18 protein-coding genes and 2 CRISPR repeat arrays are annotated in these 26,900 nt (G+C 52.1%); of the genes, 5 read left to right on the top strand and 13 right to left on the bottom strand.

Annotated features, from left to right (window positions below; translation table 11 throughout):
* Positions 1 to 44 precede the first annotated feature (44 nt).
* The 4 genes from NEA10_RS02930 to NEA10_RS02915 form a co-directional block, all read right to left on the bottom strand.
* The gene (locus tag NEA10_RS02930) at positions 45 to 401 is read right to left on the bottom strand and encodes a hypothetical protein (protein ID WP_252663728.1); all 357 of its coding nucleotides are present in this window, start codon (positions 399 to 401) and stop codon (positions 45 to 47) included.
* A 186-nt stretch (positions 402 to 587) separates the two neighbouring features.
* Positions 588 to 824: a hypothetical protein gene (locus tag NEA10_RS02925; protein WP_252663727.1), complete on the bottom strand. Its 237-nt coding sequence runs from the start codon at positions 822 to 824 to the stop codon at positions 588 to 590.
* Complete coding sequence (locus NEA10_RS02920) at positions 812 to 1,099, bottom strand: type II toxin-antitoxin system HigB family toxin (RefSeq protein ID WP_252663726.1); 288 nt, start codon at positions 1,097 to 1,099, stop codon at positions 812 to 814. Before NEA10_RS02920 ends, NEA10_RS02925 begins: the two co-directional genes overlap by 13 nt.
* A 193-nt stretch (positions 1,100 to 1,292) precedes the next feature.
* The gene (locus NEA10_RS02915) at positions 1,293 to 2,141 is read right to left on the bottom strand and encodes a CRISPR-associated endonuclease Cas1 (RefSeq protein ID WP_252663725.1); all 849 of its coding nucleotides are present in this window, start codon (positions 2,139 to 2,141) and stop codon (positions 1,293 to 1,295) included.
* A gap of 385 nt (positions 2,142 to 2,526) precedes the next feature.
* Between NEA10_RS02915 and cas1 (NEA10_RS02910) the strand changes: the two genes are divergently transcribed.
* Genes cas1 (NEA10_RS02910) through NEA10_RS02900 form a run of 3 tightly spaced genes read left to right on the top strand, consistent with a single transcriptional unit; the run spans position 2,527 to position 5,151 of the window.
* Positions 2,527 to 4,524, top strand: coding sequence for a CRISPR-associated endonuclease Cas1 (gene cas1 / locus NEA10_RS02910; RefSeq protein ID WP_252663724.1), 1,998 nt, complete (start codon positions 2,527 to 2,529; stop codon positions 4,522 to 4,524).
* Between the two features lie 20 nt (positions 4,525 to 4,544).
* The gene (gene cas2 / locus NEA10_RS02905; RefSeq protein WP_087711859.1) at positions 4,545 to 4,829 is read left to right on the top strand and encodes a CRISPR-associated endonuclease Cas2; all 285 of its coding nucleotides are present in this window, start codon (positions 4,545 to 4,547) and stop codon (positions 4,827 to 4,829) included.
* 13 nt (positions 4,830 to 4,842) lie between these two features.
* A complete protein-coding gene (locus NEA10_RS02900) occupies positions 4,843 to 5,151 on the top strand; it encodes a helix-turn-helix domain-containing protein (protein WP_252663723.1) in 309 nt (102 codons plus the stop codon).
* A gap of 399 nt (positions 5,152 to 5,550) precedes the next feature.
* Positions 5,551 to 9,011: a CRISPR direct-repeat array (repeat unit 35 nt; unit sequence CTCCCCGTTTCTTCGGAAACGGAATTAATGGAAAC).
* A gap of 93 nt (positions 9,012 to 9,104) precedes the next feature.
* On the opposite strand, the gene NEA10_RS02895 is transcribed toward NEA10_RS02900, so the two are convergent.
* Together NEA10_RS02895 and NEA10_RS02890 are read right to left on the bottom strand one after the other, a co-directional pair.
* On the bottom strand, positions 9,105 to 11,258 hold the full coding sequence (locus tag NEA10_RS02895) for a hypothetical protein (protein ID WP_252663722.1): 2,154 nt from the start codon (positions 11,256 to 11,258) through the stop codon (positions 9,105 to 9,107).
* Complete coding sequence (locus NEA10_RS02890; protein ID WP_252663721.1) at positions 11,158 to 11,940, bottom strand: helix-turn-helix domain-containing protein; 783 nt, start codon at positions 11,938 to 11,940, stop codon at positions 11,158 to 11,160. The genes NEA10_RS02895 and NEA10_RS02890 overlap by 101 nt, the downstream gene beginning before the upstream one ends.
* A 127-nt stretch (positions 11,941 to 12,067) precedes the next feature.
* On the opposite strand from NEA10_RS02890, the gene cas1 (NEA10_RS02885) reads away from it, so the two are divergent.
* A complete protein-coding gene (cas1, locus tag NEA10_RS02885; RefSeq protein WP_252663720.1) occupies positions 12,068 to 13,075 on the top strand; it encodes a CRISPR-associated endonuclease Cas1 in 1,008 nt (335 codons plus the stop codon).
* A gap of 280 nt (positions 13,076 to 13,355) precedes the next feature.
* Positions 13,356 to 15,945: a CRISPR direct-repeat array (repeat unit 35 nt; unit sequence CTCACCGCTTCTTCGGAAGCGGAATTAATGGAAAC).
* A gap of 433 nt (positions 15,946 to 16,378) precedes the next feature.
* Here the strand turns inward: cas1 (NEA10_RS02885) and NEA10_RS02880 are convergent.
* The 7 genes from NEA10_RS02880 to NEA10_RS02850 all read right to left on the bottom strand — a co-directional run bounded on the left by NEA10_RS02880 (position 16,379) and on the right by NEA10_RS02850 (position 25,407).
* Positions 16,379 to 17,056 (bottom strand): Uma2 family endonuclease, encoded by a 678-nt coding sequence (locus NEA10_RS02880; protein WP_252663719.1) that lies wholly within the window; start codon positions 17,054 to 17,056, stop codon positions 16,379 to 16,381.
* A gap of 294 nt (positions 17,057 to 17,350) precedes the next feature.
* Positions 17,351 to 18,043: a Uma2 family endonuclease gene (locus tag NEA10_RS02875; protein WP_252663718.1), complete on the bottom strand. Its 693-nt coding sequence runs from the start codon at positions 18,041 to 18,043 to the stop codon at positions 17,351 to 17,353.
* Positions 18,044 to 18,162: 119 nt separating this feature from the next.
* Positions 18,163 to 20,376, bottom strand: a complete 2,214-nt coding sequence (locus NEA10_RS02870; protein ID WP_252663717.1) for a phosphoketolase family protein — start codon at positions 20,374 to 20,376, stop codon at positions 18,163 to 18,165.
* Positions 20,377 to 20,588: 212 nt separating this feature from the next.
* A complete protein-coding gene (locus tag NEA10_RS02865; protein WP_252663716.1) occupies positions 20,589 to 21,116 on the bottom strand; it encodes an NUDIX hydrolase in 528 nt (175 codons plus the stop codon).
* A gap of 19 nt (positions 21,117 to 21,135) precedes the next feature.
* A complete protein-coding gene (locus NEA10_RS02860) occupies positions 21,136 to 23,220 on the bottom strand; it encodes a cache domain-containing protein (protein WP_252663715.1) in 2,085 nt (694 codons plus the stop codon).
* A gap of 248 nt (positions 23,221 to 23,468) precedes the next feature.
* Positions 23,469 to 24,365 (bottom strand): DUF4231 domain-containing protein, encoded by an 897-nt coding sequence (locus tag NEA10_RS02855; RefSeq protein ID WP_252663714.1) that lies wholly within the window; start codon positions 24,363 to 24,365, stop codon positions 23,469 to 23,471.
* Between the two features lie 283 nt (positions 24,366 to 24,648).
* A complete protein-coding gene (locus NEA10_RS02850; RefSeq protein ID WP_252663713.1) occupies positions 24,649 to 25,407 on the bottom strand; it encodes a TRP family putative cation channel in 759 nt (252 codons plus the stop codon).
* A 222-nt stretch (positions 25,408 to 25,629) separates the two neighbouring features.
* On the opposite strand from NEA10_RS02850, the gene NEA10_RS02845 reads away from it, so the two are divergent.
* The gene (locus tag NEA10_RS02845; protein WP_252663712.1) at positions 25,630 to 26,871 is read left to right on the top strand and encodes an MFS transporter; all 1,242 of its coding nucleotides are present in this window, start codon (positions 25,630 to 25,632) and stop codon (positions 26,869 to 26,871) included.
* The last annotated feature ends 29 nt before the right edge of the window (positions 26,872 to 26,900 follow it).

The raw sequence follows: 26,900 nt of genomic DNA, 5'->3' as shown, positions 1-26,900 counted from the left end.
AAATAAATAACCCAGTTTCAGCTTGAAACTGGGTTGACGGACGTCTAATCCTCGAGGCCTGGGTCGCCTTCCCGGTCATCGGGGCCGTTTTCGGGACTTTCTTGGGAATTTGGGTCGAGGTTGTCTGGGTCAGCGGCTTGGTCGTCTTGGTCTTCGTCGCTGTCAGGGAGTTGGCTGTCGCTTTCCTGTTGCTGCTGGTCGTCGTCATTATCCCGCTTGCGATCGCAGAATCGGTCAAGCCAGCCGCGAAAGGTGCGGTCATCCACCACTGACAGGACAGCCGAGCCGACGTTTTGCACTGTGCCGCTGACGTCGGGAGGCAAGCTAGTGACCACGGTGAATTGGCAAACCGCAATGGTCGCAAGCTTGAAGGTCAGTCCGTTGTTGAGTGGGTTAGCCATGACGGAGTCCTCATTGTTTTGCGAGCGGGGCCTGGGAGCGGTCCGGAGACCTCACTCTACCAAGCCAACAAAACAGTCCGTCTCGCTGAGGGAACTTCCTTTTTGGCTATCTCCAGTATGGCAAATACAATCCTAGTTTGTCAAGGGAACTGGAGGGATTTTATCTCCCTGAACTCTGAGAGTCCATCAATCGTGAAGTTCCGGGACATGATGGGATTCATAATTTTCAATTAAAATGCCAATGATTTCCATCAAAGAAGCCAGGGGATGCTGTTCATTTTCTCCAACTTCATCAATGAGTTGATCTAGCCAATCGACCAAGTATTGATACCTGGCTTCATCACGGGGAATCACTAACTGATTGGCTAGAGGTTGCCACAGGTTTTGAGTTTCATCAATGCTTAACAGGGTTACTTTTTCCATTTTCCTAGATTATACTCTGCGTGAGTGAGGACTGCCCGAATGTAAAGCTTTTGTCGATTATAATGAATTGCCGCGATTAGCCGGATTTTGTTGCCACCAATATTAAAAACCGTGAGTTTGTCAACTTGATCGGCACTGGGAAACCGACGACGCAGTTCAGCAAAAGACTTAAAGTTTTCTGCTTTCACTATTTTATACCAACGGGCTAATGCCTTTTCTGTTTCTGGGTACTTAGCCGCAAATTCATTGAGCCGCTTGCGTGTGATGACGTGCATCTTGAAGACAGAAATATTCTTTGGCCGGGCAGCCGCTTCTATTTGAGTGGGCTGTACCCCAGGTCAATGAGAAACGCTATATCTAATATAGGGTCTGCGGACAAGGTTTGTCGTCCCAAACGGCGGATTAAAAAACCGTTCGTCTTCCAACAGACTCCCCCAGCCGTCCTGGGAGACTGGGGGGTGCAGACATCTAGGTGGTTTGATCACTCCAACGACTCAGCCGTTCCACCCACTCATCGAGACAATCCCCCAGCAAGGGTTGACGCTCCCAAGCGGTACAGAACCCCAGCCAAGTGCGGGAACCGCCACTGCAACGGTGCAGCCAACGCCAAACAAACCCATCCACAAATCCTGGACGCAACACCGCTACGCCATCACAGACGAGAGGGACTTCGCAGTCCGTGGGACTGTGCAGGTAAGCTAGGCTGAGGTCGAGGTGAGCGTGGCTAAGGGCCAGTTCTAAGCGGTGATGGAGGAGCGATTCGCCGACGCGCAGGAGTTGACTGAGGGACATCAGCGGACGGGAACCGTTGAGTTGTAGGAGATAGGCGGTGAGGGATTCTCGTAAGGCGCGATCGTAGTAGGCGGTGGCGGTGGCGTAGTACCCCCGAACTAGGTCTAAGGTGTCAGCGTCGCCGAGGCTGTCGTGGAGAAGGGCCAAAATAGAACGAGTGGCGGCCAGGGTTGGTGTTCCCTTGAGGTGTTTGAGTAAGTCCATCGCCTCTTTGAGATGAGACTGCGCCAGCCATTGGGCCAGGTCAAGATAGTGACTGGGGGAGGCGTGACGCTGAACCGGGGAGATGGCGGGATTCCAGCGGCCACAGATGGCTCCCGTGCGATCGAGTTGCAGCAGGGGAATCCGCTGACGTTGGATTTCCCGTTGGCTACTGCGATGAAGTTGTGCGCCTTCAAAGCAGACGATTTGTTGGACGTTGGAAATGGGATAACGGCTGCTGATGAGATGGCGGTGGTGAAGGGTGAAGTGGGTGCGATCGCCCCTCAGGGTGATTTGGGGTCGGGTTAGATATAACGTTGTCATGGATGTCTATCGTCAGGGACAGCATCCATGGTCGCTAGGGTGATTTGAGTTCTGGTTTGAACGGTAGGGTGTGTTGCGGCTCAAACCCATTTAACGCTTAATAGCGAAAAATTTTTCGCCCCTACCGCAACGCACCATATCACTGGCTTAACGGCTAAGCCAACCCCATCTGGATAAACTTGGGTCGAATACCAGAAACCGGGTGTCTCTCAGACACTCGGTTTCTTGCGGCTGCAAGGTTGCCCTAATATTCGCATACCAGAAACCGGGTGTCTCTCAGACACTCGGTTTCTTACTCCATAACTGACTCCAACCGCCCACTCCAACTCAAACCAAAACTCAAATCAGCCGTTGCCAGCATCGAGGGGTCGCATTTTAACCCCAGATGAACATCGACCCACAACAACTTCGTATCGCCTGGCAACAGGTGAGGCGCGGCAGTCGTATGGCTGGCGTGGACGGCATGACCGTCGATTGGTTCGCCAGTCTCTATCGCGACCAACTGCAACAGCTACAGCAGCAACTCCACAACGACACCTATTTCCCCCAACCCGCCAAAGGCTTTTACCTGCGCAAACCCAGCGGCGGTCAACGACTACTGGGAATTTCAACAGTGCGCGACAGAATCGTGCAGCGATGCCTACTCCAAGACCTCTACTGTCCCCTCGAAGACCACTTCCTCGACTGTAGCTACGCCTATCGTCCCGGCCGGGGTATCAAACAGAGTGCCTGGCATTACTTTGAACTCTATCAAGAACGACCCACCTGGACCGTCAAAGCTGACATCGCCCAGTTTTTCGACCATCTCTGTCACGGCATCCTACGGGCCGCCCTCGACGGCCTCGACCTGGACTCCCCCAGCCGTGAAGCCGTCATGCAGCAAGTCGAAGCCGGGATTGTCATTCAGGGAACCCTCAGCCGTTCCAGTCAGGGGGTGGTTCAGGGCAATATCCTGTCGGGCGCTTTAGCCAATCTGTATCTTACCGAGTTCGATCGCCGCTGCATCACATCGGGCTATCGTCTAGTGCGCTACGGCGACGACCTCGTTCTCGCCTGCGATAGCCTCAGCCAAGCCGAGCGCGTCTTACAGCACATTCAAAATTGGCTCAAACAGCTCTATCTCAGCCTGCAACCCGACAAAACTCAAATTTTTGCCCCAGACCAGCCATTTAGCTTCCTCAGCTACCGCTTTGAGAACGCAATCCTAACCGAACCCCCACCCCCTCAACTCAAACGGGGTCTAGCTCGTCCCTACGGCGCAACCCCCAAACGTCGTCCCGTGCGGCCGCCCTCCCGCGCACCCCGCGCCTGTTCCCTGAAACCGCCTACCCCTCAGTGTTCCACTGCACCCCCTGCTCACTATTTCGCTGACCCGATGACGACTCTCTACGTTACCGACCAAGGGGCCTATCTCAAGGCCCGCCATTACCAATTCCAGGTCTTTCACCAGCATCAACTCCAAATGCAGGTTCCCGTCAACCGGGTGACCCACGTGGTTCTATTCGGCTGCTGCAACCTCTCCCACGGTGCCGTTCGTTTAGCCCTGTCACGGGGTATTTCCGTGACCTATCTCTCCAACCAGGGGCGCTATTTCGGACGACTCAACCGCCAGGGAAATGCCAAGGTCGAGTACCTGGCGCGTCAGGTGCAATGCGCCGCTGATGCTGACTTTGTCCGCACCCAGGCTGAGACCATTGTGCGGGCCAAACTGCACAACAGTCGTGTCTTGCTGCTGCGGCTGAACCGACGGCGACAAACCCCAGAAGCTATCACGGCTATTGACCAGTTGGCGACGCTGATGGACTATCTTCCCTTAGCGGATTCCGTAGAAGCGTTACTGGGGTATGAGGGGAAAGGCGCATCAGTATATTTTCGTGGCTTCGGGTCTTTGTTGAAGACGGAGTTTCAGTTTGCGAAACGTAGCAAGCGTCCGCCGCAAGACCCGGCTAATAGTCTGATGAGTTTGGGCTATACCCTGCTGAGCTACAACCTCTATGCCTTTGTTGAAGCCATTGGCTTGCACTCCCATTTCGGCAATCTGCACGTGACGTTGGACCATCGCCCTGGGTTGGTCTGCGATTTGATGGAGGAATTCCGATCGCCCCTGGTGGACTCCTTTGTGGCCTATCTCATCAATTCCTCGGTCCTGCAAGCGGATGACTTCACGCCGCCAGATGAGCGCGGTGGGGTCTATCTACATCCTGATGCGTTGCGCAAGTTCGTCAAGCATTGGGAGAACAAGCTGCAAACGGAGATGACCCATCTGACGACGGGATATCGCGTTACCTATCGTCGTTGTCTGGAACTTCAGGTTCGGGAGTATTTGGCCTGTTTGTTGGGAGATGTGGAGGCGTATCGTCCCATGTTGCGCCCGATTAAGTGATGGAAATGGGAGGTGGACTGATGGAACGGCTTTATTTGATTTGTTACGACATTGTGGCGGATTCCCGACGCAATCGGGTGGCGAAGTTGCTGTTGCGCTATGGGTTGCGGGTTCAGAAGTCGGTGTTTGAATGTGTGCTGACTCCCAAGCAACAGGAACAACTGTTGAGGGGGTTGGACCGCATTATTGCACCCCGAGAAGACCAGGTGCGTTTTTATGCCATTTCTGGTCGTTCTCGGGAAACGGCGCTCATTTTGGGGGTTCAACCGGATTGGTCGATTGATGATGATGTGTTTATTGTTTGAGGGGGGCGTTTTGGTGAAACAACCGAGAGAGATTGGCATCCGGGAACGTCGGTTGATTCGCGCTTACTGTGATTGTAGTTGGCGCATGAGTCCCCAGGCGTTCTATTTCAAGTGGTCGGTGACGCAGGAGGAGTTGGCTGATATTTGTCGGCGTTCTCAGTCGACGGTTCGCCGTTGGTTCAAGCAGGGACGGTATCATCGTCCGCCGACGGACAATGATTTGTTGCATTTGGCGTTGCTGGATTTTTTGCTGGAGGAGTTCGAGACGTTACCGCCGTCGGTGCGCGATCGCATTTGTCCGGAGTTGTCTAGGTCACGGTGACCTGTTTTTTGTTGGAGTCTCTTTTTATGCTGGTTTCCAGATTCATCCTTGGGTGAGTCATCGCTTCTGCGGAAGCGGAATGAATGGAAACCTCATTATTCGGCGATCGTTCTGATACCGATCTGCTGTCCCCGGTTCGGCTTGCAACTGGGGACTTTTCGTGTTTATATAATTTGAACTGATGGTTTACTTTCAAATGATAAGCATCCACGGGGGGCCGGCGATGGCTGAAACCCCTATTCTCTCGTGGAGTGCCACATATTTCTTGCTACATCTGGGTTTACGGGGAGTCGGACTCTCGACTATTGGGTCTAATTCTCAATTGTGCGGGGTCTTTCTTGACCCCCCCGGATCTATGGGGTTACAATCGGGGCGTGGAGCGGGTTCTATGAGCCTGCCCTCCCCGTTTCTTCGGAAACGGAATTAATGGAAACTTGTTTACTCTTATCATCTTGTTTTTTCTTCTTGTGTATGTTCTCCCCGTTTCTTCGGAAACGGAATTAATGGAAACGTCCTCGATCGCCTTGGGTAGGCGGCATACCGAAACTCCCCGTTTCTTCGGAAACGGAATTAATGGAAACACCCAGGGAACCCAAAAAGGCCCCTAAAAAACAAACTCCCCGTTTCTTCGGAAACGGAATTAATGGAAACGAGGTTTTCACCGATCTCTCTAAGGGAAGAACTATATCTCCCCGTTTCTTCGGAAACGGAATTAATGGAAACCAAACTGCTGATTCGCATTGCCGATGAAACTAGAGGCACCTCCCCGTTTCTTCGGAAACGGAATTAATGGAAACAAAAAGGCTGCTAAAAAACAGGCTGCTAAAAAAGAAACTCCCCGTTTCTTCGGAAACGGAATTAATGGAAACGGTCTATATACCTCCCTAGAGGCATCGCTTACCCCTCTCCCCGTTTCTTCGGAAACGGAATTAATGGAAACGGAGGTAAAAACCCCCCAAACCACGAGTGCGATAACTCCCCGTTTCTTCGGAAACGGAATTAATGGAAACGGAAATACGCATCTGGGAGGCTACCGCTATCACGGAAACCGCTCCCCGTTTCTTCGGAAACGGAATTAATGGAAACTGTTCCCCATGCCAAGAAACAGCAAACGAAAAACGAAAAACTCCCCGTTTCTTCGGAAACGGAATTAATGGAAACATTTATCTCTTCCACTCTCCTAGGGCTTTCACCCCAAAGCTCCCCGTTTCTTCGGAAACGGAATTAATGGAAACTGCTGGGCAGGAGGGCAGGGCATCAAGAGCGAGCCTAACTCCCCGTTTCTTCGGAAACGGAATTAATGGAAACTGCAGGAGGGGGAAGAAGCCAAGAGCGACCCTAAAAAACTCCCCGTTTCTTCGGAAACGGAATTAATGGAAACCATAGATGCGTTCGCACTCTCTTGGTGGAGCAAAAGGCTCCCCGTTTCTTCGGAAACGGAATTAATGGAAACGGAAAGCGGCGACCGCGTATTAGATCGAATCCCCGCTCCCCGTTTCTTCGGAAACGGAATTAATGGAAACATTACGGAGTAACAGTACCCTCCGTTTCCTTCCTGGGAAAAGCTCCCCGTTTCTTCGGAAACGGAATTAATGGAAACCCGATGATCACGTTTCGGACACGTGACCAATAAATGCTCCCCGTTTCTTCGGAAACGGAATTAATGGAAACTGTAGGGTGGCATTGTCGGAGGATCAAAACGGAGTTGCTCCCCGTTTCTTCGGAAACGGAATTAATGGAAACTCCTCCAGTCGCCGTTCCGCCTCTTCACGAGAGTTAAAGTCTCCCCGTTTCTTCGGAAACGGAATTAATGGAAACACGACGGTTCCCCAAGCCAAAAAGGCACAAACGAAAAAACTCCCCGTTTCTTCGGAAACGGAATTAATGGAAACATCATACCTAAACCAAGATTGCTACCGGGGTATAAAGTTCCTCCCCGTTTCTTCGGAAACGGAATTAATGGAAACTAATGTTGTTAGTCTTGTTTGCATTTGCTATACCTGCTGCTCCCCGTTTCTTCGGAAACGGAATTAATGGAAACGTAAAGCTCCCAGTCCGCTTCTTTTTTCTCAAAGAAAAACTCCCCGTTTCTTCGGAAACGGAATTAATGGAAACAGCATTATTTTCGGAGATGTCCGAAGCAATACTGACCTCCCCGTTTCTTCGGAAACGGAATTAATGGAAACAATGTGTTCCTCCCCACAGAAACTACTGTTGGCATGGCTCCCCGTTTCTTCGGAAACGGAATTAATGGAAACTCCAATTGCATAACGGTGGTTTGAATACCAAATTCGTTGGCTCCCCGTTTCTTCGGAAACGGAATTAATGGAAACCCCGGCATTTCCACCGGGCTCCTGTTTTTCCAGAGGTCCTGTCTCCCCGTTTCTTCGGAAACGGAATTAATGGAAACGTGAAGGAACACTCAATAGCAATGCCAAGAGGAGAAACTCCCCGTTTCTTCGGAAACGGAATTAATGGAAACAAAATTGAGAACAAAGCACAGGGTGGAAAACTGACTCCCCGTTTCTTCGGAAACGGAATTAATGGAAACAGCATTAAACAAGAATAAAAACGTGAATACCAAAAATGCTCCCCGTTTCTTCGGAAACGGAATTAATGGAAACGGAGACGACGTGTCGCATCGTCAACATTATTCCACTGCTCCCCGTTTCTTCGGAAACGGAATTAATGGAAACTGTTCTACCTGGCGGTGATACTCATCGATCACTTCATCAACACTCCCCGTTTCTTCGGAAACGGAATTAATGGAAACTCTAGGTAATTCAGGATTTCTCCTGGAGCACCCCTTTGACTCCCCGTTTCTTCGGAAACGGAATTAATGGAAACGGCAGTACGTTTCCCTGAGGGTGTAGCCTTGGGGACAACTCCCCGTTTCTTCGGAAACGGAATTAATGGAAACAGGAAAAACAAGAAAAACAAAACAACAGCAAAAAAAACTCCCCGTTTCTTCGGAAACGGAATTAATGGAAACACTGTTTCGCAACGGTTGTTGCACCGTTGGTTCCGAAATGCTCCCCGTTTCTTCGGAAACGGAATTAATGGAAACCACTCGGCCTGTGTTTCAAAGACCCGAGAGTTTCGTCTCCCCGTTTCTTCGGAAACGGAATTAATGGAAACAAGCCTCCCTTACTTGAAAGCAATCGAAGCCTTCTCTCCCCGTTTCTTCGGAAACGGAATTAATGGAAACTGATGCGCCACTGTGATGCTAATGAGTTACCCTGCACCGCTCCCCGTTTCTTCGGAAACGGAATTAATGGAAACCGATGCAGGTCTTCCAAATGATTTTCTGCATCTTCTTCTCCCCGTTTCTTCGGAAACGGAATTAATGGAAACGATCAGTTAGACTAGCACGTTGAGCTGCAGTGCAACCACTCCCCGTTTCTTCGGAAACGGAATTAATGGAAACTTGTCACTCCTTCCCATGCAGATGGGCCGTTATAAAACCTCCCCGTTTCTTCGGAAACGGAATTAATGGAAACTGGACTTGGTTGGGTACAGATACAGTGCAATTAAAAACTCCCCGTTTCTTCGGAAACGGAATTAATGGAAACATTATCTTTATTTTCTCTCCTATCTCGAGAAGTAGCTCCCCGTTTCTTCGGAAACGGAATTAATGGAAACAAAGTTGCCCGAATATGAAACTCAGCAGTCCAAGCAGGTCGCTCCCCGTTTCTTCGGAAACGGAATTAATGGAAACAAAAAGATCCATATAGAACCAAAAGAGCTTGCGACGACTCCCCGTTTCTTCGGAAACGGAATTAATGGAAACACACTTTGCCCAGACTGTTTATGATATCTAGCCCTCTCCCCGTTTCTTCGGAAACGGAATTAATGGAAACGCCCGATTTGGTGGAACCAAATCGGGCGTTTCCTATCTGCATAACTCCCACAATCCTGAAACTGTCCGAGGTGTTTCAACCCCAACTCATCTCTTACAAACCTCGTTCCCGAAGAATCCGCGCCTTCACCAAATCCGGCGTTTCCCGACAATCCAATAACCGATCCAACAACTCCGACGACACCCCACGCTCCTTCGCCACCGTCACCACCAACGCCGCTTGATTCGCCGCCGGAAGGGGTGACTCCCCATTCAAACAATCCTCAACCACCAACCGCCTGAGAAAATCCGGGTCATATTTCCCCAACCGCACCAATAGCCCCGTCATCACCGTGCGATCCACTTTCCGCTTAATATCCACCACCTGAAACAAACGCCGCGTCCGCACCTGTAACGGCAACACCCAGGAGGAGTCTTCCTGCATCGCCAAACGATTGAGAGCCAAAAACGCCGCACCGGCGACCGGATTCAGCAAAGCCGGTGTCTCCACCAGGCGATCAACCCTCTCCCAAACCGCCTCAGCCACCGCCAACTCCACCCGCTCACCCTGCTGCTGCGATCGATAAATCAGGGTTTCAAGCAACTGAAACAGCACCTGATAGACTTCCGGCCGCTCCTCATCGCGCACACAGCGAACCAACTCCAACACCTCCCCCTGAGTACCATAGCCCGCCCTCAGCCCCTCAACTGCCGCCCCCAGGAGATTCTGCCGCACCCCCACCAGGGGCGATGCCAATCCCGAGGCCAGGGACAACAGAGCCATTCCTCGTTCTTCTGCCACCGCCAACACCGCCCAGGATGCCGTCAGTGCCACCTCTCGGGATGGGTCTTCACAGGCGGCTAACAGACGCAGCAACGCCCCCTCATCCCCAGCTTCGGGTCCCTTCTCCGCCAAGGCGCGATCGCCCTTCACCCGCAACAGACGCGCCTCTTTCAACTCCAACTGCCCCAACCAGGGCCTCACCGCCTCCGGTACAATCTCCAGTTTCTTCAACACGCGCCTCAGCAACTTCTCCGGTAACGTCGGCAGCACTCCCATCAAGAGCTGTCCCCAGCGATCGCCCAAACTCGTGGTTTCCCCAACCAGGCGATCGCAAGCCGGGATCAACTCAAACGGGCGATCGCCCAAACGTGGCGCAATCCATGCCAGCAACAGCAGTTTAGCGCCCGCATTGCAGGCCGTCAGTTCCGCCAGAAGCCCCGCCACACTAGACAATCGGCTCACCTGAATCTCAGCGGCGCTCCACTGACGCATCGCCGCTGCCACAGCTTCCCCACCCCCAAACTCAATGGCATATTCCAACGCCAAAATTGCCCGTCGAGGATTGCCCCGTTCGGCAAACACCAACGCCAACAACGCCTGCAATCGTGCCGCATCCTCCACCGAAGACTTGCCCAGCGCCCCCGCCACAGACTCCATCCAGCGTTCCGGTAGCGGAGCCGCCAACAGGTCTCGCCAGCGACTCCCGAACGGCGTATCGCCCTGCTGCAACAGTGCCGGAAACGTCAAAACCAGCAGATGCAACGCCGCATCCCGTTCCTCGAAAGAATTGCTCGGCGGCTGTGCCGTCGCCATCACCACAAACGCCACCCGAGCGGCATCAGGGGTTTCAGGCAAGGCGTGCAGCTCCCAGATGCGACTGCGCCCGCTCGAACCCACCTCAACGTACCACCGCCGCAACACCGCCAGACTCCCATCGTCGAGGCGGCGATATCCCTGCTGACACGCGCCAATTGTGAACGCACTGAGGAACTGTCCGAACAGATTGAGGCGGGCGTTTTCGTTGTCGCCAAACCGAGCTTGAATCGCGGAAAACAGGCGATCAAGCTGTTCGCCATGCTGGTTTGGCAGCCTCAGCCACCAAAAACTGCAAAGTTCTACTGTTTTGTTGGCGAACGCTGTTTCCACGTTTTCCAAAACGCTCAATGCCAGTCGCCACGCTAATTCTGCCCGTTCGAGAGGCGCTGAGTTCGCCACCACCAGCAACGTCTCGCGATAGGTTCCATCCTGAGTGTTTGCCCAGTCGGACAACCCTGCCAAAACACTGCCAGTTTCCGGCTCGTTTCGGGCGATCGCCGCCAGGGCCAAAGCCCGAAATGACAGGAGTTCTGCCCGAGGCAGCAGGGTACTCAGGCGCTGAAACTCCTCAAAAGAGACCAGAACTAGCAATTGGCGAAAAATTGTCCAGAGATAGTAGGGCAAACGATCGCGCTCCGTCATGCGAGCGATCGCCGTTTGCTTTGCCACCTCGCCATCTGCCGTCTGCGTCAGCCAGCGGGCGATCGCTCAATCGTTCCCCCAACTCCTCCTCAAAGGTTTCCGCCGTCTCAATCAGGTCATCGCATCGCGCCAACGCCACCCACTCTTCAGGCTGGGCCTCGTCGAGGAGGCGATCGTACAGCATTCCCAGCAGGGTACTTTTACCATATCCGGCTGCACCCAAAATCGGAAGAATACGCCGTTTGCCTTGACGCAAACCCCGCCTAATCTCTTCCATACAGTGGTGTTCCAGGCTGTCCCGTCGAATCGGCTGCAACAGATAGGGATGTAACGCCGCTCTGGCTCGATTGGAGTTGCGTTGGACAGTTTCTAGGAGATGATGGGGTGAATCGGTTGGGGTCTGCTCATCGTTGAAAATATCTGACAGATCCACCTCATCGGGCATTTGCGCGATATCTTCCCACTCCAGGCCCAAGGCTTCGCAGATTTCCCCAAAAATACGGCGATCGACTGCAATCCCATTAAAAAAATGATTAACCGTTGAGTAGGCGATGTTGAGTTCCTTGGCAAAGGCGCGCTGACTGAGATTGCGACCTTGGAGTCGAGCCATGGCCGCCCGTCGTCCTGTGGCCGAGATGCTGAGCGATCGCTTGGACATACCCTTGGCAAGTTGATTGGCAAGTTGATTAGCAAGATTAGCTGTTGTCAATGTTGTACCACAGCCGGCCCTAGTCAACCCGTGACGAGTTATTCCCAAAAACTCAAATCACAACTCAAATCAGCCAGTGGAAGCTAGGAACTATCTGTCACTCCCGGCGATTCCGTCGCCGTTCACTATGACAATTCCACTCTATGTGGCTGAACAAGGAACCTATCTCAGCCTCAAACAGCAGCAGTTGCAAGTTTGGCAAGGAGACAACCTCCTCGTCTCACTTCCCCTACAACGCCTGAGCCATATTGTGGTGTTTGGTCGCTGCACCCTCTCCCATGCTGTCGTCAATCGAGTCTTGCAACAGCAGATTCCAGTGATGTTTCTCACCCAGTCCGGGCGCTATTGTGGGCGTTTGTCTGCCGAGGGACTCCCGGATATTGAACGCCTGGTGGCCCAGGTGGAGCGATCGCGCGATCGTCAGTTCGTCCTCACCCAAGCCCAGCAAATCGTCTCGGGAAAACTCCACAATTGCCGTGTTTTGCTGCAACGGTTGAACCGATCTCGTCGTGATGCTGAGATTCGCATTTGTATCGCGCAATTGAAGGATTGGCGCGATCGGGCTTTGGAATCCCCCAGCCTCGAAGGTTTGCTAGGTTGTGAAGGCCAGGGAACTCGCATCTATTTTCGAGGACTGGGACGTTGCCTTCAGCCACCGTTCACCTTCTCTCACCGCAGCCGCCGTCCCCCCACCGACCCCGTGAATGCACTTCTGAGTCTGGGCTACACACTTCTCTATCAAACCGTCTTTTCTCTGGTTCGTGCGGTGGGCCTACATCCCCACTTCGGTAATCTCCATGTTCCCAGTTCCCGCTACGCCAGTTTAGTCTCGGATTTGGTGGAGGAATTTCGCGCCCCCTTGGTGGATTCGGTGGTGGTATCTTTGCTGAATCGAGGGGGAGTGCAACCTGACGACTTTTTCCCGGCTGATGTACGCGGTGCGGTGTATCTCCGTCCGGCGGGGTTGAAGCGTTTTTTGAGCGCTTGGCAACAGCGGTTACAAACTTCGGTGACTCATCCCCAAGTGGGTGAGCCGATTTTGTATGTGCGGGCGATCGAGCTTCAGGTGTGGGATTATGTGGCTTGTTTGGTGGGGGAGCGATCGGTTTACTGTCCGTTTGTTTGGAAAGTTTGAGGGTTAGAATGAGGGGGGTATTGACGGAAGGGATGGCTTTCGCTGTGACATTAGCTAAGGTTATGGTTTATCCTCAATCGATAATCGTCCACGGGGGTCCGGCGATGGCTGAAACCCCTATTCTGTCGTGGAGTGCCACATAGTTCTTGCTACATCTGGGTTTACGGGGGGTTGGACAGTTGGCTATTGCATCTAATTCTCATTTGTGTTGGGTCTTTCTTGACCCCCCCGGATCGGTGGGGTTACAATCGGGGCGTGGAGCGGGTTCTATGAGCCTGCCCTCACCGCTTCTTCGGAAGCGGAATTAATGGAACAATTCCACTGAAGGAGTTGGAAAGGAGAGGTAACTGGACAATCTCACCGCTTCTTCGGAAGCGGAATTAATGGAACAAGGATGAAAATTAAAAAAGACAGAAGAAAAAGCAAACTCACCGCTTCTTCGGAAGCGGAATTAATGGAACCGAGGCGAAACTGAAAAGCAGAGCGGATCTGGGTTTCGAAAATCTCACCGCTTCTTCGGAAGCGGAATTAATGGAACCTCTTTTTCCCCGTTTTCCCCGTTAAGGGTTAGGACTTCTCACCGCTTCTTCGGAAGCGGAATTAATGGAACCAGCGATCCTCGCTATAAAATCGGAGGCGGACAAACCCTCACCGCTTCTTCGGAAGCGGAATTAATGGAACCTTCGCAGCCCCTACGGCCGAATTGCGACCGAATTGACGAGCTCACCGCTTCTTCGGAAGCGGAATTAATGGAACCATCTGCAAGGGAGCTAACCCCTTCAAACAACCCCTGGAAGGCTCACCGCTTCTTCGGAAGCGGAATTAATGGAAACCTGTTGTCACTGTGTAGAACCACTTATAGTAGCGGCTCACCGCTTCTTCGGAAGCGGAATTAATGGAAACTTGTAAAATTGTGCCATTGCGTATGCTTCGGCACGCTCACCGCTTCTTCGGAAGCGGAATTAATGGAAACTCGAACTACGGAGAGTCCGAGAACCCAGCAACCATTTTCTTCTCACCGCTTCTTCGGAAGCGGAATTAATGGAAACGCCTGGTCGTTTGCGACCAGGATTATTACTACAGCTCACCGCTTCTTCGGAAGCGGAATTAATGGAAACTTGTACATTACCTTATTAAGTAAACAGAGGAGTTTAGGGGTTCTCACCGCTTCTTCGGAAGCGGAATTAATGGAAACTTTGAAGAACCAATCGAAACATTAATTCCGACTACAAAACCTCACCGCTTCTTCGGAAGCGGAATTAATGGAAACGACTTGGTCTGGAATGGACCTTGCATATAGGTCACAATACTCACCGCTTCTTCGGAAGCGGAATTAATGGAAACAACCAGTTTTCCGCTTCATAAGCGGTTGAGAACTGACGACTCACCGCTTCTTCGGAAGCGGAATTAATGGAAACCCGAAATTGCTGGAGAATGTTGCGATGGACTCACTGGACACTCACCGCTTCTTCGGAAGCGGAATTAATGGAAACATGCTGCCATTCTGGGCGGAGGTGTTCGGGAGCGGATCCTCACCGCTTCTTCGGAAGCGGAATTAATGGAAACTTCTGACTTGGTCTGGAATGGCCCCTGTTTAGAGGTCTCACCGCTTCTTCGGAAGCGGAATTAATGGAAACGATGTTGAGAAGAAGGAAGAAAATGGAGAACCGAGAAAACTCACCGCTTCTTCGGAAGCGGAATTAATGGAAACGAGGGGATTAGTGTCGGCCACCCAGTTCACTAATCTCACCGCTTCTTCGGAAGCGGAATTAATGGAAACAGAGGGTGTCGCTACGATGCGACTGGCATTGGTTTTTCCTCACCGCTTCTTCGGAAGCGGAATTAATGGAAACGCCGAGAGAACCACCGGCGGCAGTTTGAGAAAGTGCTCACCGCTTCTTCGGAAGCGGAATTAATGGAAACTTTTGAAAGACAAACCAAGACCCCCAGTACACGAAGTCTCACCGCTTCTTCGGAAGCGGAATTAATGGAAACATTGTCGAATAGTTTTGCTCGACGGTCCGCTTCGCAAGCGCTCACCGCTTCTTCGGAAGCGGAATTAATGGAAACTTGCTTTGCCGGTGGTCTGCTAAGGTGCGACGGACACCGCTCACCGCTTCTTCGGAAGCGGAATTAATGGAAACAAAGGTTCGAAGAGGCACGAGTGGTTCAGTCACGGACACTCACCGCTTCTTCGGAAGCGAAATTAATGGAAACATGCCCCTTGTGGTCCTACGGACGCACCTGCAACTCTCACCGCTTCTTCGGAAGCGGAATTAATGGAAACCGAAGGGCATAAAAGTTGCCTTCTCCGGTTTCAGGGTCGACTCACCGCTTCTTCGGAAGCGGAATTAATGGAAACGGTTACTAAGAAAAGGCATCCCACCTGTCCGTTATGCCCTCACCGCTTCTTCGGAAGCGGAATTAATGGAAACACGTAGATTGTGATAACACCAGCGGTTCCACCCACTGCTCACTGCTTCTTCGGAAGCGGAATTAATGGAAACTCTCCGGCATGATCCGCCACGAGGCTCTCGATAGAAGCTCACCGCTTCTTCGGAAGCGGAATTAATGGAAACTGAAATTACGGATTGACAGTCTCTTCGGAGGAGACTTGCTCACCGCTTCTTCGGAAGCGGAATTAATGGAAACCATGGCACAGTGGTTGCGGGACGTGGCATTCGGTTGCTCCTCACCGCTTCTTCGGAAGCGGAATTAATGGAAACCTCGACCGCCTAGGACCTCTTCGCATTCCCAACGGCTCACCGCTTCTTCGGAAGCGGAATTAATGGAAACGTAGGGCCATAAGTCAGTTGCCCAGTACCGGTGCAGTCACTCACCGCTTCTTCGGAAGCGGAATTAATGGAAACACGAGTGCGATTCGTTCGCTGGCTAATACATAACCAGCGGGGAGAAACCAACCCAAAACCTTGGCTCCTAACTGACTCTTTGATGCAAGTGAAAGTCTTGCCCTGTAGGAGACACAGTGACTCCCAACCTGGCCACACCGACTGAACTCGGAATTTCAGTAGGGGCAAACGGCTCTTCGCCCCTACAATCTGGTGTTCCAGGCAACAAATCTCACTCGATATCCTGAACAGCCATCAAGACTCTGAGGGGTTGACTGATTGGCCCCAAAGTCAGAGACCGGGTTTCTTGGAGAAACTCGGTCTCTTAATGGGCGGGTTATTCTTTTGCGAATCAAGACTCTGAGGGGTTGACTGATTGGCCCCAAAGTCAGAGACCGGGTTTCTTGGAGAAACTCGGTCTCTTAATGGGCGGGTTATTCTTTGCCTTGAGGGCTTATGTGGGCTGGATTCCCGATTCACTCGCCCCTTGAAATTGGGCCATTAACCAAGCCCCCACCTGGGATTGATCCTGATGACGGCTGCGTTGTAGCGTTTCATTGAGGAGGGCAATGTCCAGTCCCGGAAAGATGAGGGAACTATCAATTCTCAGGCTCCCGCGATCGCTCATTTGATAGGCCAAAACTTGGGCACTTTCCACATCAACAATCCAATACTCGGCAACTCCCACGTCTTCATAGAGAACTCGCTTGACGGTGCGGTCATCAAGGAGGGATGATTTGGCAACTTCTACGACTAAATTGGGGACGGGATAGGTTTCGAGATGGATAATTCCCGTCCCACTGGGGATGGCGGTGGCTTGAGACCCCACATAATAGGCTAAATCCGGCTGAAATTCGACTTCTGCGGTTTTGCGGAAGGAACAGTTATCTAATTCTCGAAAGGGAATGCCTTTCAAAATGCTGTATAAGTTAACAGCGAGGGAAATGATACTTTGGTCGCTACCATGATCGAAGCTGATGGGGAGTTGCATATCGACTTGCATTCGTCCATGAGTATAATAGCCCTTGGACTTGACCTGGGAGGAGTTTTTTAACGCACGCAGGTACTCATCCCAGGTGGCCGGAACCCAGGTTTCATCGATACTCCGGATAGGATTTAGACTGAGGCTCATTATTCCGGCGTCAGTTTGAACATCCTTTAAGTTTAGCTAGGGTTTTCAGGGATGGCAAGGGGGAAGAAGGCAAAGGGAAACTATCATTGAGTAGATTGACTCACTCTCCTAACTGAGATGCACTCCATTGAACGCCGTTCGCTCCTACAATCTGGTGTTCCAACAAATCCCACTCGATATCCTGAACAGCCATCAAGACTCTGAGGGGTTGACTGATTATCCCCCAAGGCCAGAGACCGGGTTTCTTGGAGAAACTCGGTCTCTTAATGGGCGGGTTCTCGTTACTCAGTTCAATTAGAGTTGTTCTGGGTCGATTCCCAATTCCTCTAGCTTAGCCCTCAGTTTGACATTGATTTGATGCTCACGTTCCGCCGCTTCTTCCGGTGTGGGAACCAGAGTTCCCTCAGGAGTAAAAAAGCGCAAACGCTCCTCATGCACCCCTAAATAGAACCCCAACTGCTGACTCCACAGCCATCCCGACTCATTCGGTTCCAAAGGATGATAGAGACCATCCAGTAAATGAAACCCCTGAAACTCTAAACTCTGAGGGTCGAACCAAAAATAATCGGGGGTTCTAAAAATATCCTGATAAATCTGTTTCTTGAGTCCGCGATCGCCCTTGGCGGTGCTGTCCGATAAAAGTTCAATAATCAAATTGGGATATTTCCCATTCTCCTCCCAAACCACCCAACTACGGCGAGGCTGGTTGGACGTATCACAGACCACAAAAAAATCCGGACCTCGGAACAATTCCGGTTTCAACTGACGGGAACTATAGTACACCGTGAGATTCCCCGCACAGAAATAATCCTGACGGTCTCTCCAAACCCAGTTAAGACAACTCATCAGAAGCAGGAGTTGTTGAAGATGTAGAGAACTTTCCCAAGGAGGCTCGTTACTGGGGAGGTCACCGGGAGGAAACACAATTTCCTCAGCCGAAACGGTATCAGTAGCCGTCTGCGACAAATCAGAAACAGAAGCAGACATGACAGTGAGGGAAAAATGAACTGCTCTGAGTCTAACATAGCCCCCCCTCACCCCTCACCAACCCCGTCCCTCCCAGGTGAGTGGAGATAGCCCCAACTCACCCGAGAGTGACCCGAACCTTAGCCCAGTAACTCCGTAGCCCGTTTAGCCAAATTCTCCGAGGTAATGCCGTTAATCGCCATCACCGCCGCTGCACTAGCTGCGGTTTCACCCCGTTTCCAGGCAAACACATCCCGAGGGCTATTACTGCGTAACATCACCGGTTCTAACATGGCACTAGACCCCCCTGTGACCGCCAACAGGGCATCCCCGTCAAACATTTGGGCAAAACTGGCATCATCCACAAAACCGCCATCCTTCTGACTCGACATCTCCCAAGCCACATCGGAGGAACGATAGAGACGGCGGGGACTGACCACCGCCACAATTTTGCTGCCAATGCCTTGCTCTTGCAACTGTTGGGCCGCCTCAACCACCGGCAACAAGACCATATCCCCCAACACCGCAAAGACCACGGTTTTCTTGCCGGGGGTCTCTTGCAAGACCACCGCCCCATCCTGCAACGCCTGATGGGTTTGGGCGAACGTGGTGCGAATCGGGAGGGGGGACTTACTGGCGGTAATGGTAATCCCTTTATTCTTCTGTGCCAACGCCCACTCATAACAGGCTTGAATACTATTGGCATCCACCGGGAACAGGGGGAAGACATTGCCATTGCGCATCATGGCGGCAAAATAGTTTTCAATCTCAGGCCGTTGGTGGGTCCAGCCATTACGTCCCTGTTCCAACGCCCCCGCTGTAAACAGGGTAATCGTGGCTGGGGTGGGACGGCGCAATTCTGCCATGGCTTGGGTCACGGTTTGCCAAATGGGGAGACCGTTGACCACAAAGGACTCATAGGAACACCACAGGGTCCGTCCGCCAAATAGGGCTTGTCCGGCGGCTAAACCGGCACAAGCATCTTCACTCAGAGGTTCATAGACTTGACCCCCTGGCTTTTGAAAGTAGGTGTCGTCGGGGGTGGGGTGAATGATGTTGAGGGCAATGTTGATATTGTTAATCCCCGAGGCGGCATTTCCGTCGGCGTTGGTGACGACGAAATCCGGGTCCTGTTTGCCCACATAGCCCACCAGTTCTCCCATGGCCGTGGTGGCCACCTGTTTCTCGCCGCCGACGGGAAACTCATTCAGAGGCAGGGTTCCTAAATCCGGTACGTCCCGTTCAAATTCAGTGACGACGGTTTTGGAGGCGGGACCCCCAGCCGCCCGTTCGTAGTTGGTCCGCACTAATTGCCAGGCGTCCGGGGTCAGGGCCCGGGCTTGTAGGGCGTTGGCGATATAGTCTTTTTCGACGGTATCTCCGGGATAGAGGTTATGGGATTGGGCCCCCCGTTTGTGAACGCCGGCCCCTTTCAGTTGTTTGACAATCAACACCGTTAGGGTTCCGTTGAGGGCGGATTGGGCGGCCGTCTGGACCGCTTGCAGGAGGGCTTGGGTGAACTCTAGGCGTTTTTCTAGGGAGAATTGAGTGCTGTCGACGTAATCTCCGGGCTGGTTGGCGTCGTCGTAGTCTTTGGCGTCGATGAGGATAATCTCTTGGAAGCCGTTTCCAGACCAATAGTCCCGCATTTCGCTGTTGGTTTTGGTGGAGACCATGCTGTGGTGTTCTTGGCTATAGCCGTTCCAAACCAAAATCGGTAGAAAGTTGGTGACGTTGGGGTAGGCGGTGTTGAAGTGACCGAAGCTACTCATGACGTAGGGTTCGCCGATACCGCCGTCGCCGATGGTGACGGGGAAGAGTACGCCGGGGTTGAGTTTGGCCCCGGCCATGGCGAAGTGTTGCCCTTGGCCCAGGGGTCCGGCGGGGTTGAGGAGGCCGGGGATTTGTCCGGAGAGGTGACCCAGGAGTCCGTGGGTTTCCCGGAAGCGATCGCGCAATTGTTGGACGGTGCTGATGCCCATGTCTTCCAGGGAGCGATCGAGGAAGACGTTACTGTAAAATCCGGGGGCGTGGTGTCCCACTTCGGTGATGATGTTTTTGTAGCCCAACATGACCAGGGCCGCGATCGCATCGGAAATACTGGCAAAGCCGCCGGGATGTCCTGAGGCTTTACTGGAGGTGATTTGTAGGGTTAAATAGCGCAGGGCATCGGCGGCCAGCAGGGTTTGATAGACGGCGGCTTTATCGCTGAGGTCACGAATCGCTGTTGCGCCCTCGGCCAGGGCCGGCTGGCTAGCGTAGGTCTCCCAGCCGGGAAGACTGTCGGCAAAAAATTGAATACCTTGACAAAATTCTGGTGCTGTGGTAGGAGCGGAGGGAGTGGCTGCGGTCATAGGGAAATGCTTATTTCTAAAATTCGGCAATCTTAAAGCATATTTTACCGGCTTTGGTAACTTTAACAACAGAAACGTTGTTAAAGTTCGGAGCCAGAGAGATGGAAAGTCCCCTGAGTGGCAAGACATCCCCGGGCCGTGAGCAGGAGATTCATGATGAGAGGCTAGGCTGTCTGGGGGGGATTCAGGCTTGAAGCTGGGGGGGTCTGAGGTCATCGGTGTAGCCACTCCAGCAGAACAGCGCGACATTGGAGACAGGTCAGTTCCTTTAATAAGGTCGCGATACCGGTTTCAGTGCCAGGATAGGTTAGTAGGTCTGGGGAAAGTTCTTCAGGGGAGACCTCAAGTTCAGCGACAAAGCCAAATAGCCGTTGATTGGAAAAGGAGCTATTAATGGGCCAACCCTGGTCATTGAGGGGGGTGAGGTCTAGGATTTGCTCAGGATTCAGGCTCAACTCCCGCATCAGAATCTCCCGGGCCGCCGCTTCAGGAGGGTGATGGGGGGGGATGCGTCCACCGGGGAAGTCTAGGGTGGCTTGGGCGATACCGGGGCGATAACTGGGGGGAGGAAGCAGGAACTGGCCTTGGGCCTGGGTGAGAATGATGGCGGAGTCGGCTTTTTCCACTCGCCAGTAGTCTAGAGTGCGATCGCGATCGTCTCGCAACCGTTCGCCAATCAGGGTGAACCAGGGCGATCGCATCTCCAAAATTTGCTCCAGTTTAGTCCAAAATTGAGCCACCGCGATTCCCTCCGCCTCCTTAAACAAACACAAACAGCGTCACCAGAATTTGCAAACTCAAGAGAAGCGGCCAATACAACAACTTGGGCAAAAGGTTATTGTTGTATTTCAACAGAGCATTGTTCGAGCCTTTAGCAACCATAATGGCATTAAAAACAACCACCAAAATCATGGCATACAACACAAAGTAGAAGTACTCAATGTAAATAATGCCGCCAGTTGCCAACTGACTCCGGAGATTGATTTGGTCCAAAATCAAGATAAAGGAAAAGCCTCCAGAGGCACCAATGACTCCCGAAGCACTAAATCCCAGTTGATTATCATCTTTTTTGTAGCGGATGAGATATTGAATACCAAATAGCAGACCTGACACAACAATGACCCGGAGCATTTTAGTAATTATCACCGTCAACAGGTCTCGCTCTAAATCCACTTCAAAATAGAGTTCTGGAAAATCTTTAATCTGGGTTTCTCCCCTGAAACCAAAATTGACGTTATAGCTGTTAAAGCGGTAGCGGAAGAAACTCTGTCTAATATTCCAACCGGGAAGAACCATATTGGGGGGAACCTCTAAACCCGGCAAAAAGACCGGAGTCATCAAGTCATAGGATTCTAAATCTGGCGTTAGAATCACATTCGAGGCAAAATCTTCAGGCCAAATCCGCAACCAAGCCCGTTGATTGTCGAAGGGATATTTAGTATAATCAAATGGTTGGCGGAGAGTAGCCTGAAAATACCAACCAATCAACTCCCCATTGGGTAAGTCTTCACGGTAGGCTTCCTGACTGCTAAAGGCAATGGCTTCGGGCAAAACAAACCCTCGTGACACCCCGTCATGTAGTTCATCATCATACCGTTTCCAAATATATCCGGTGACGAAGAAATCATTAGCACTTTTGAACTCCATTGACTGAAGAAATACCCCAGTTGGCAACAAGATTGGCTCAGATAGTCCTTGTGCAAGATTTCGTTGACGTTGACGCTCTAAGAATTGCAGGAGACTACTCTCCGTAACTAATGGGCGTGTTATCTCCTGATCGATTGCAGCCTCCTCCATCTCCAACAGCCAGATTACCAGAAGTCCCAAAGCGAGAACTCCCGACACAGACCTTGAGAGTAGCCAAAGTCGTGATATGTCATCACGACGGGGAGGTAACGCCACCACCAGGGCAAAGACAACTCCCAACATGACCAGAAGGTTCAAGAAGATTAACTTCTTCGTTAAACTGACCGTATCACTCAAGATATCATCACGAAACAGAACCACCCCAACCGACCAATTGGTTGTAGGAATCCCTTGATAAACCATCCAAGACGGGGTCTCTCCACCCCGTTGTTCAACCCCTGATTCTCCAGCCACCATTCGCTGAGCAATTTCCTCAAGGTCTGAATCATCAAACTGCTGCGCCAAGTCAAAAATGGAGCGTTGTTGTTGCACAAAATGGATGATAGGGTGGTAAATCAACTGACCCGAAGACGTGATGACAATTGGATAGCCAGTTGTGCCTAAATCCAAGGATTGGAAAAGTCGGCTTAACTGGTCTAGATCATAATTGGCATAAACAATTCCACTCGGGTCAGGAGCATTCTCGGCGGGTAATATAAAAGGAGCACTATATTCAAGAACAATCGAGTTAATGATGGCACTCATGTAAGGCTCACTCCATTGTGCCCCTTCCAATAACGGCTGACGATAGGAATCTCGCTCCAGGTAATCCGCAAACTCCTCTACATCAAATCGCTCAAACTGTTCCACTCCATCGATTACGAGTCGCTTAAAGTTAGGATGAAATAGCTCCCGCTCCTCACTAAAAGCAAAGGGTTCGTAGGCCGCCGCCATCGCTGAGAAGCTCGGGTTAGCCAGGAGGATTTCTTCAAGACGGGCTTCGATATCAGCGTTGTCCAAAGCGCCTGAACTCAGTTCCTCAGCCAACCCTTCAACCGTGGTTTCAAGATGTTCGAGTTCTGCATTGAGTTCTCGCACGGCCTTATCAAGGTTCTCTTGAGCTGAAGTGAGGGCGGTATTAATGGTTCCGTAGCGTTCACGCCAATAGGAAACAGCGGTAATTCCAGCTCCCAAAAAACTCGCAAGGCTCAGTACCAAACACCCCCGAACCAACCAGTCGACTTTAGTGAAAGTAGGGGTAACGAGACGATTGTAAACCCTGATGGTCATGAGTTAAAACCGGGCTAATATCTCCCGGAGTTAAGGGCAGAAGGGATAGATGCAGTAATCAGACAAGGTTATAACCGTTAAAAACTAGCCAATGAGAACATCCCAGCCACAGGTTCCATGACCTGAGCTGGGATGGGAGAAGTCTATCAACGGGGGCGATCAACGGTCAATAGCCATCACGTGGCTCGCGGAGAAATGGGTTCCCCCGGAGGTGCTTTGAGATTTTGTAGCTTGGGATCGTTAATCTCCGGTGGTGGGGGAGCCGTCACATGAGCTTTCCCAGAAGAACGGGAAGAGCGGGGGGGTTGAGAGGTGATTGGAGCTGGCGTTGGCCCAACCTCATCACCAAAGTCATCCCCAAAGGGATCACGGGTGATCGAGTCATCATAGCGAGGGAGGGTGCTGGGTTCATTGACACTTGCTCTCCGTTGAGCGGGAACCGGGGGCTGGGGGCGAGGAGGAGGAGGGGGGGGGAGTGGTCGACTCCGTCCGAGTTCCTGAGCCATTTCAGAGAACTGACTGCTGGCCTCAGCACTCCTTTGACCCTGTTGTTGCTGAGCTTCTTCTAGGACGGCTGTGATAGCCGAAACATCTTCTTGAATCAGATGTTCAACCCGGTCTGCAAAACTGCGATAGGCGCTACTATGACAAGACGAGTCACGATAGGGGCCACTCAGTTGGAAATACTGCCAACCCTCGGTTTTCAGCATTTCTGCGGTTTTACGATATTGAGTCCAGCGTTCCCCATAGTGGAAAAACTCTTCCACTGAGGCACTAATAGCGACCACCTGCGCCAAACTAAAGGTTCCCCAAAAAATCACATCTTTGGCTGGACCATCTCGTACATTCAGACTGACCATAGCGGGGATGACGACACCGCCGATAATCGTGATTAGACGGAGTCGGAAATGCTTTTTCTGGGACTCTCCCGACTTTTTCTCCAACCACATGAGTTGGTCCAGCCAGCGAGATTTGACAAATTCTTTCTGGAGGTCCGAGATTTCGAGCTGGTCAATGAGACCGCCGAACTGTTCCTTCAGGTAGTCGTTATAGGTTTTCTTTTTCTTTGCCATTACTGTTGTCTGGAGATGAAACAACTGTGACCTCACCGACTCCGGTTGATGTTAGGGACAGAATCCCCAAACATCGGCCAGGCTGAGGGCTGACTTGGCTGTTCCAGCCCAGGGGGAGAACAGGATTCACTGAATAGGGGCATCTCGATGACGACGTTGACATCACATCGACTGATCTGGCTCAGGAGCGATGACTCACTAAGCGGTCAGAGACTGATACCCTCAACAGCAGTATATGGGAATTTTTATCCAGAAACCAAGCCAATTTGTAAAATGTTGTCCCTTATGTTGAGGGAAGGCTTCCTCGAGTTGTGAAATGAGTTTCCAGAGCGCTTTGAACTGGGGTCAAGTCATCACTCAAGACTAAGCGGTGCAAGTAGCCTGAGGCTAAAAGGGGTTGGGCCCGAGGGTCGCTCTTTTCTCCCCGCAGGGCAGCGGCTAGCAAATCGGCAGTGCGGCCACTGCCTTCAAAGACCCAGGTTAGCCGTTGTTCGGCAACGCTACAATGAACATCCTGCCAAGTAATCTCTCCGCCATTGCTGACGAGGGTTCCATGGGGCGCTTCTTCAGCAAACTCCGTGGCCAGTTTCGCCAGCCAAGGACTTTCCATCCCCCAGTCATCACCGGGGACTAGGACAAAATGACTATGGTGGGGTTCAAGTTCAGCGGCCTCATCTGAGGGGGGGGGACTCCCATCGGGGAGGATGACCGTACCGATCGCACAAACTCCAATTAGAGGAAATGTGCCGGCGATTTGATGTCGGGCCCGTCCCATGAGCTGCATGACCCCACAATCCGTTCCCCCATCAATGACTGTAGCGTTGAGTCGTTGAGCTAGGGGAGCAATAATCTCAGTAAAGACCCGTTGTAAGCGACTTAAAGCCGCCACCTCCATTTTGCTGGCCCCGCCAACAATCACGAGAACTGGACGACCCGTTGGTAAACCCAGATGATAGGGAAGTTGGGGTAACTCCGACCATTGGTTAATTTGACTACCTGTGGCACAGTGTTGGTTCTTAAAGGAAAAATGGATTAATTTCACGGCTAAACCGTTAAAAAGCAAGGAAGATTAAGACAGATTGCGGTGCGATCGCCGCCGGCTCCAGTGTAGCCTCCTTATTTACCCATTGTCCTCTATGAGACCCAGTCGCGCTCAAAATTCAGAAACCCTAGTCCTGAGAGACTTTGTTAACATAAATTAATAATTAGGGGAGGTGGCGATCGCCCATCTCCTCTGCACCATGGATACCCAAGGAAGGCTGTTTTGCAAGTTTTTCAAGCCCTCAACCCCGAACAACGACGGAATCTCAGCCTCCTATTCATCGGAGGTCTCTTTTTCTGGGCCAGTATGGCCTCCCTATTACCCACCCTACCCCTCTATGTGCAGGATTTAGGGGGAACCCAAGCTCAAATCGGGTGGGTGATGGGGTCTTTTGCCATTGGCCTACTCATCTCTCGTCCCACACTAGGCCGTTGGGCCGATCGCCGCAGTCGAGTGTCCGTGCTGCGGGTGGGGACAACGGTGGTGGCCATCGCCCCCCTCGGTTATCTCATCGCCGACTCGATTCCTCAACTGATGCTACTACGGACGTTCCATGGCATTAGTATCGCCGCCTTCACCACCGCCTACAGCGCCTTAGTCGCCGACATCTCCCCCCCAGAAAAACGGGGAGAACTCATCGGCTACATGAGTTTAGTCACCCCCATGGGCCTGGCCATTGGTCCAGCCATCGGTGGCTTTGTGCAACAGGGACTCGGCTACACCCCCCTCTTTCTCATGACCGCCGGACTGGGGCTATTGAGTGGTCTCTGTTCCACATTCCTCAATAACACCCCCTCCCCCCATCAATCCCAGGCCACGAACCTGCCCACCTCAGAACGGTTCTGGGTCATGTTAGCCAGTCCCCGCATCCAAATCCCCGCCACCCTGATGTTCATCGTGGGTTTAATTTTCGGGACTATCACCACCTTCGTGCCCCTCCATATCCAAGACAGCGGGGTGAACTTTAACCCCGGCTTCTTCTACACCATGGCCGCCATCTCCAGCTTTACCATGCGGCTGCTTACCGGTCGGGCCTCCGATCGCTGGGGCCGAGGCCTCTTCATCAGTGGGGCCCTAATCTGCTATTTTCTGGCCATGCTCCTATTGTGGCAAGCAGACCGTCCAGGAATGTTTGCCCTCGCTGGACTCATTGAAGGCATGGCCGCTGGAACCATGTTGCCCACCACCATCGCCCTGATGACCGATCGCTCCCAAAGTCAAGAACGAGGACGAGTCTTCGCCCTCTGTGTTGGAGGGTTTGACCTAGGAATTGCCATCGCCGGCCCTCTCCTGGGAACCTTTGCCGAGACCCTCGGCTATGCCCAACTGTTTGCCATTGCCGCCAGCCTCTCGGCCATCGCCTTCCTCTTGTTCATCACCCGCAATAGTAAAGACCTCTCCCACTCCTTCCGCTTTGCCCTCGGCCGAGAACGAGATATCTATGCCTTGGATCGCCTCGGCTAAAGAAAAGTCTCCCCTCGCGGCTTGACTAA

Origin of the sequence: Phormidium yuhuli AB48, assembly GCF_023983615.1 — a bacterium.
In the GTDB taxonomy this organism is placed as follows: domain Bacteria; phylum Cyanobacteriota; class Cyanobacteriia; order Cyanobacteriales; family Geitlerinemataceae; genus Sodalinema; species Sodalinema yuhuli.
Note: the sequence above shows the minus strand (reverse complement) of the source record. Positions and strands in the feature narration are given on the sequence as shown.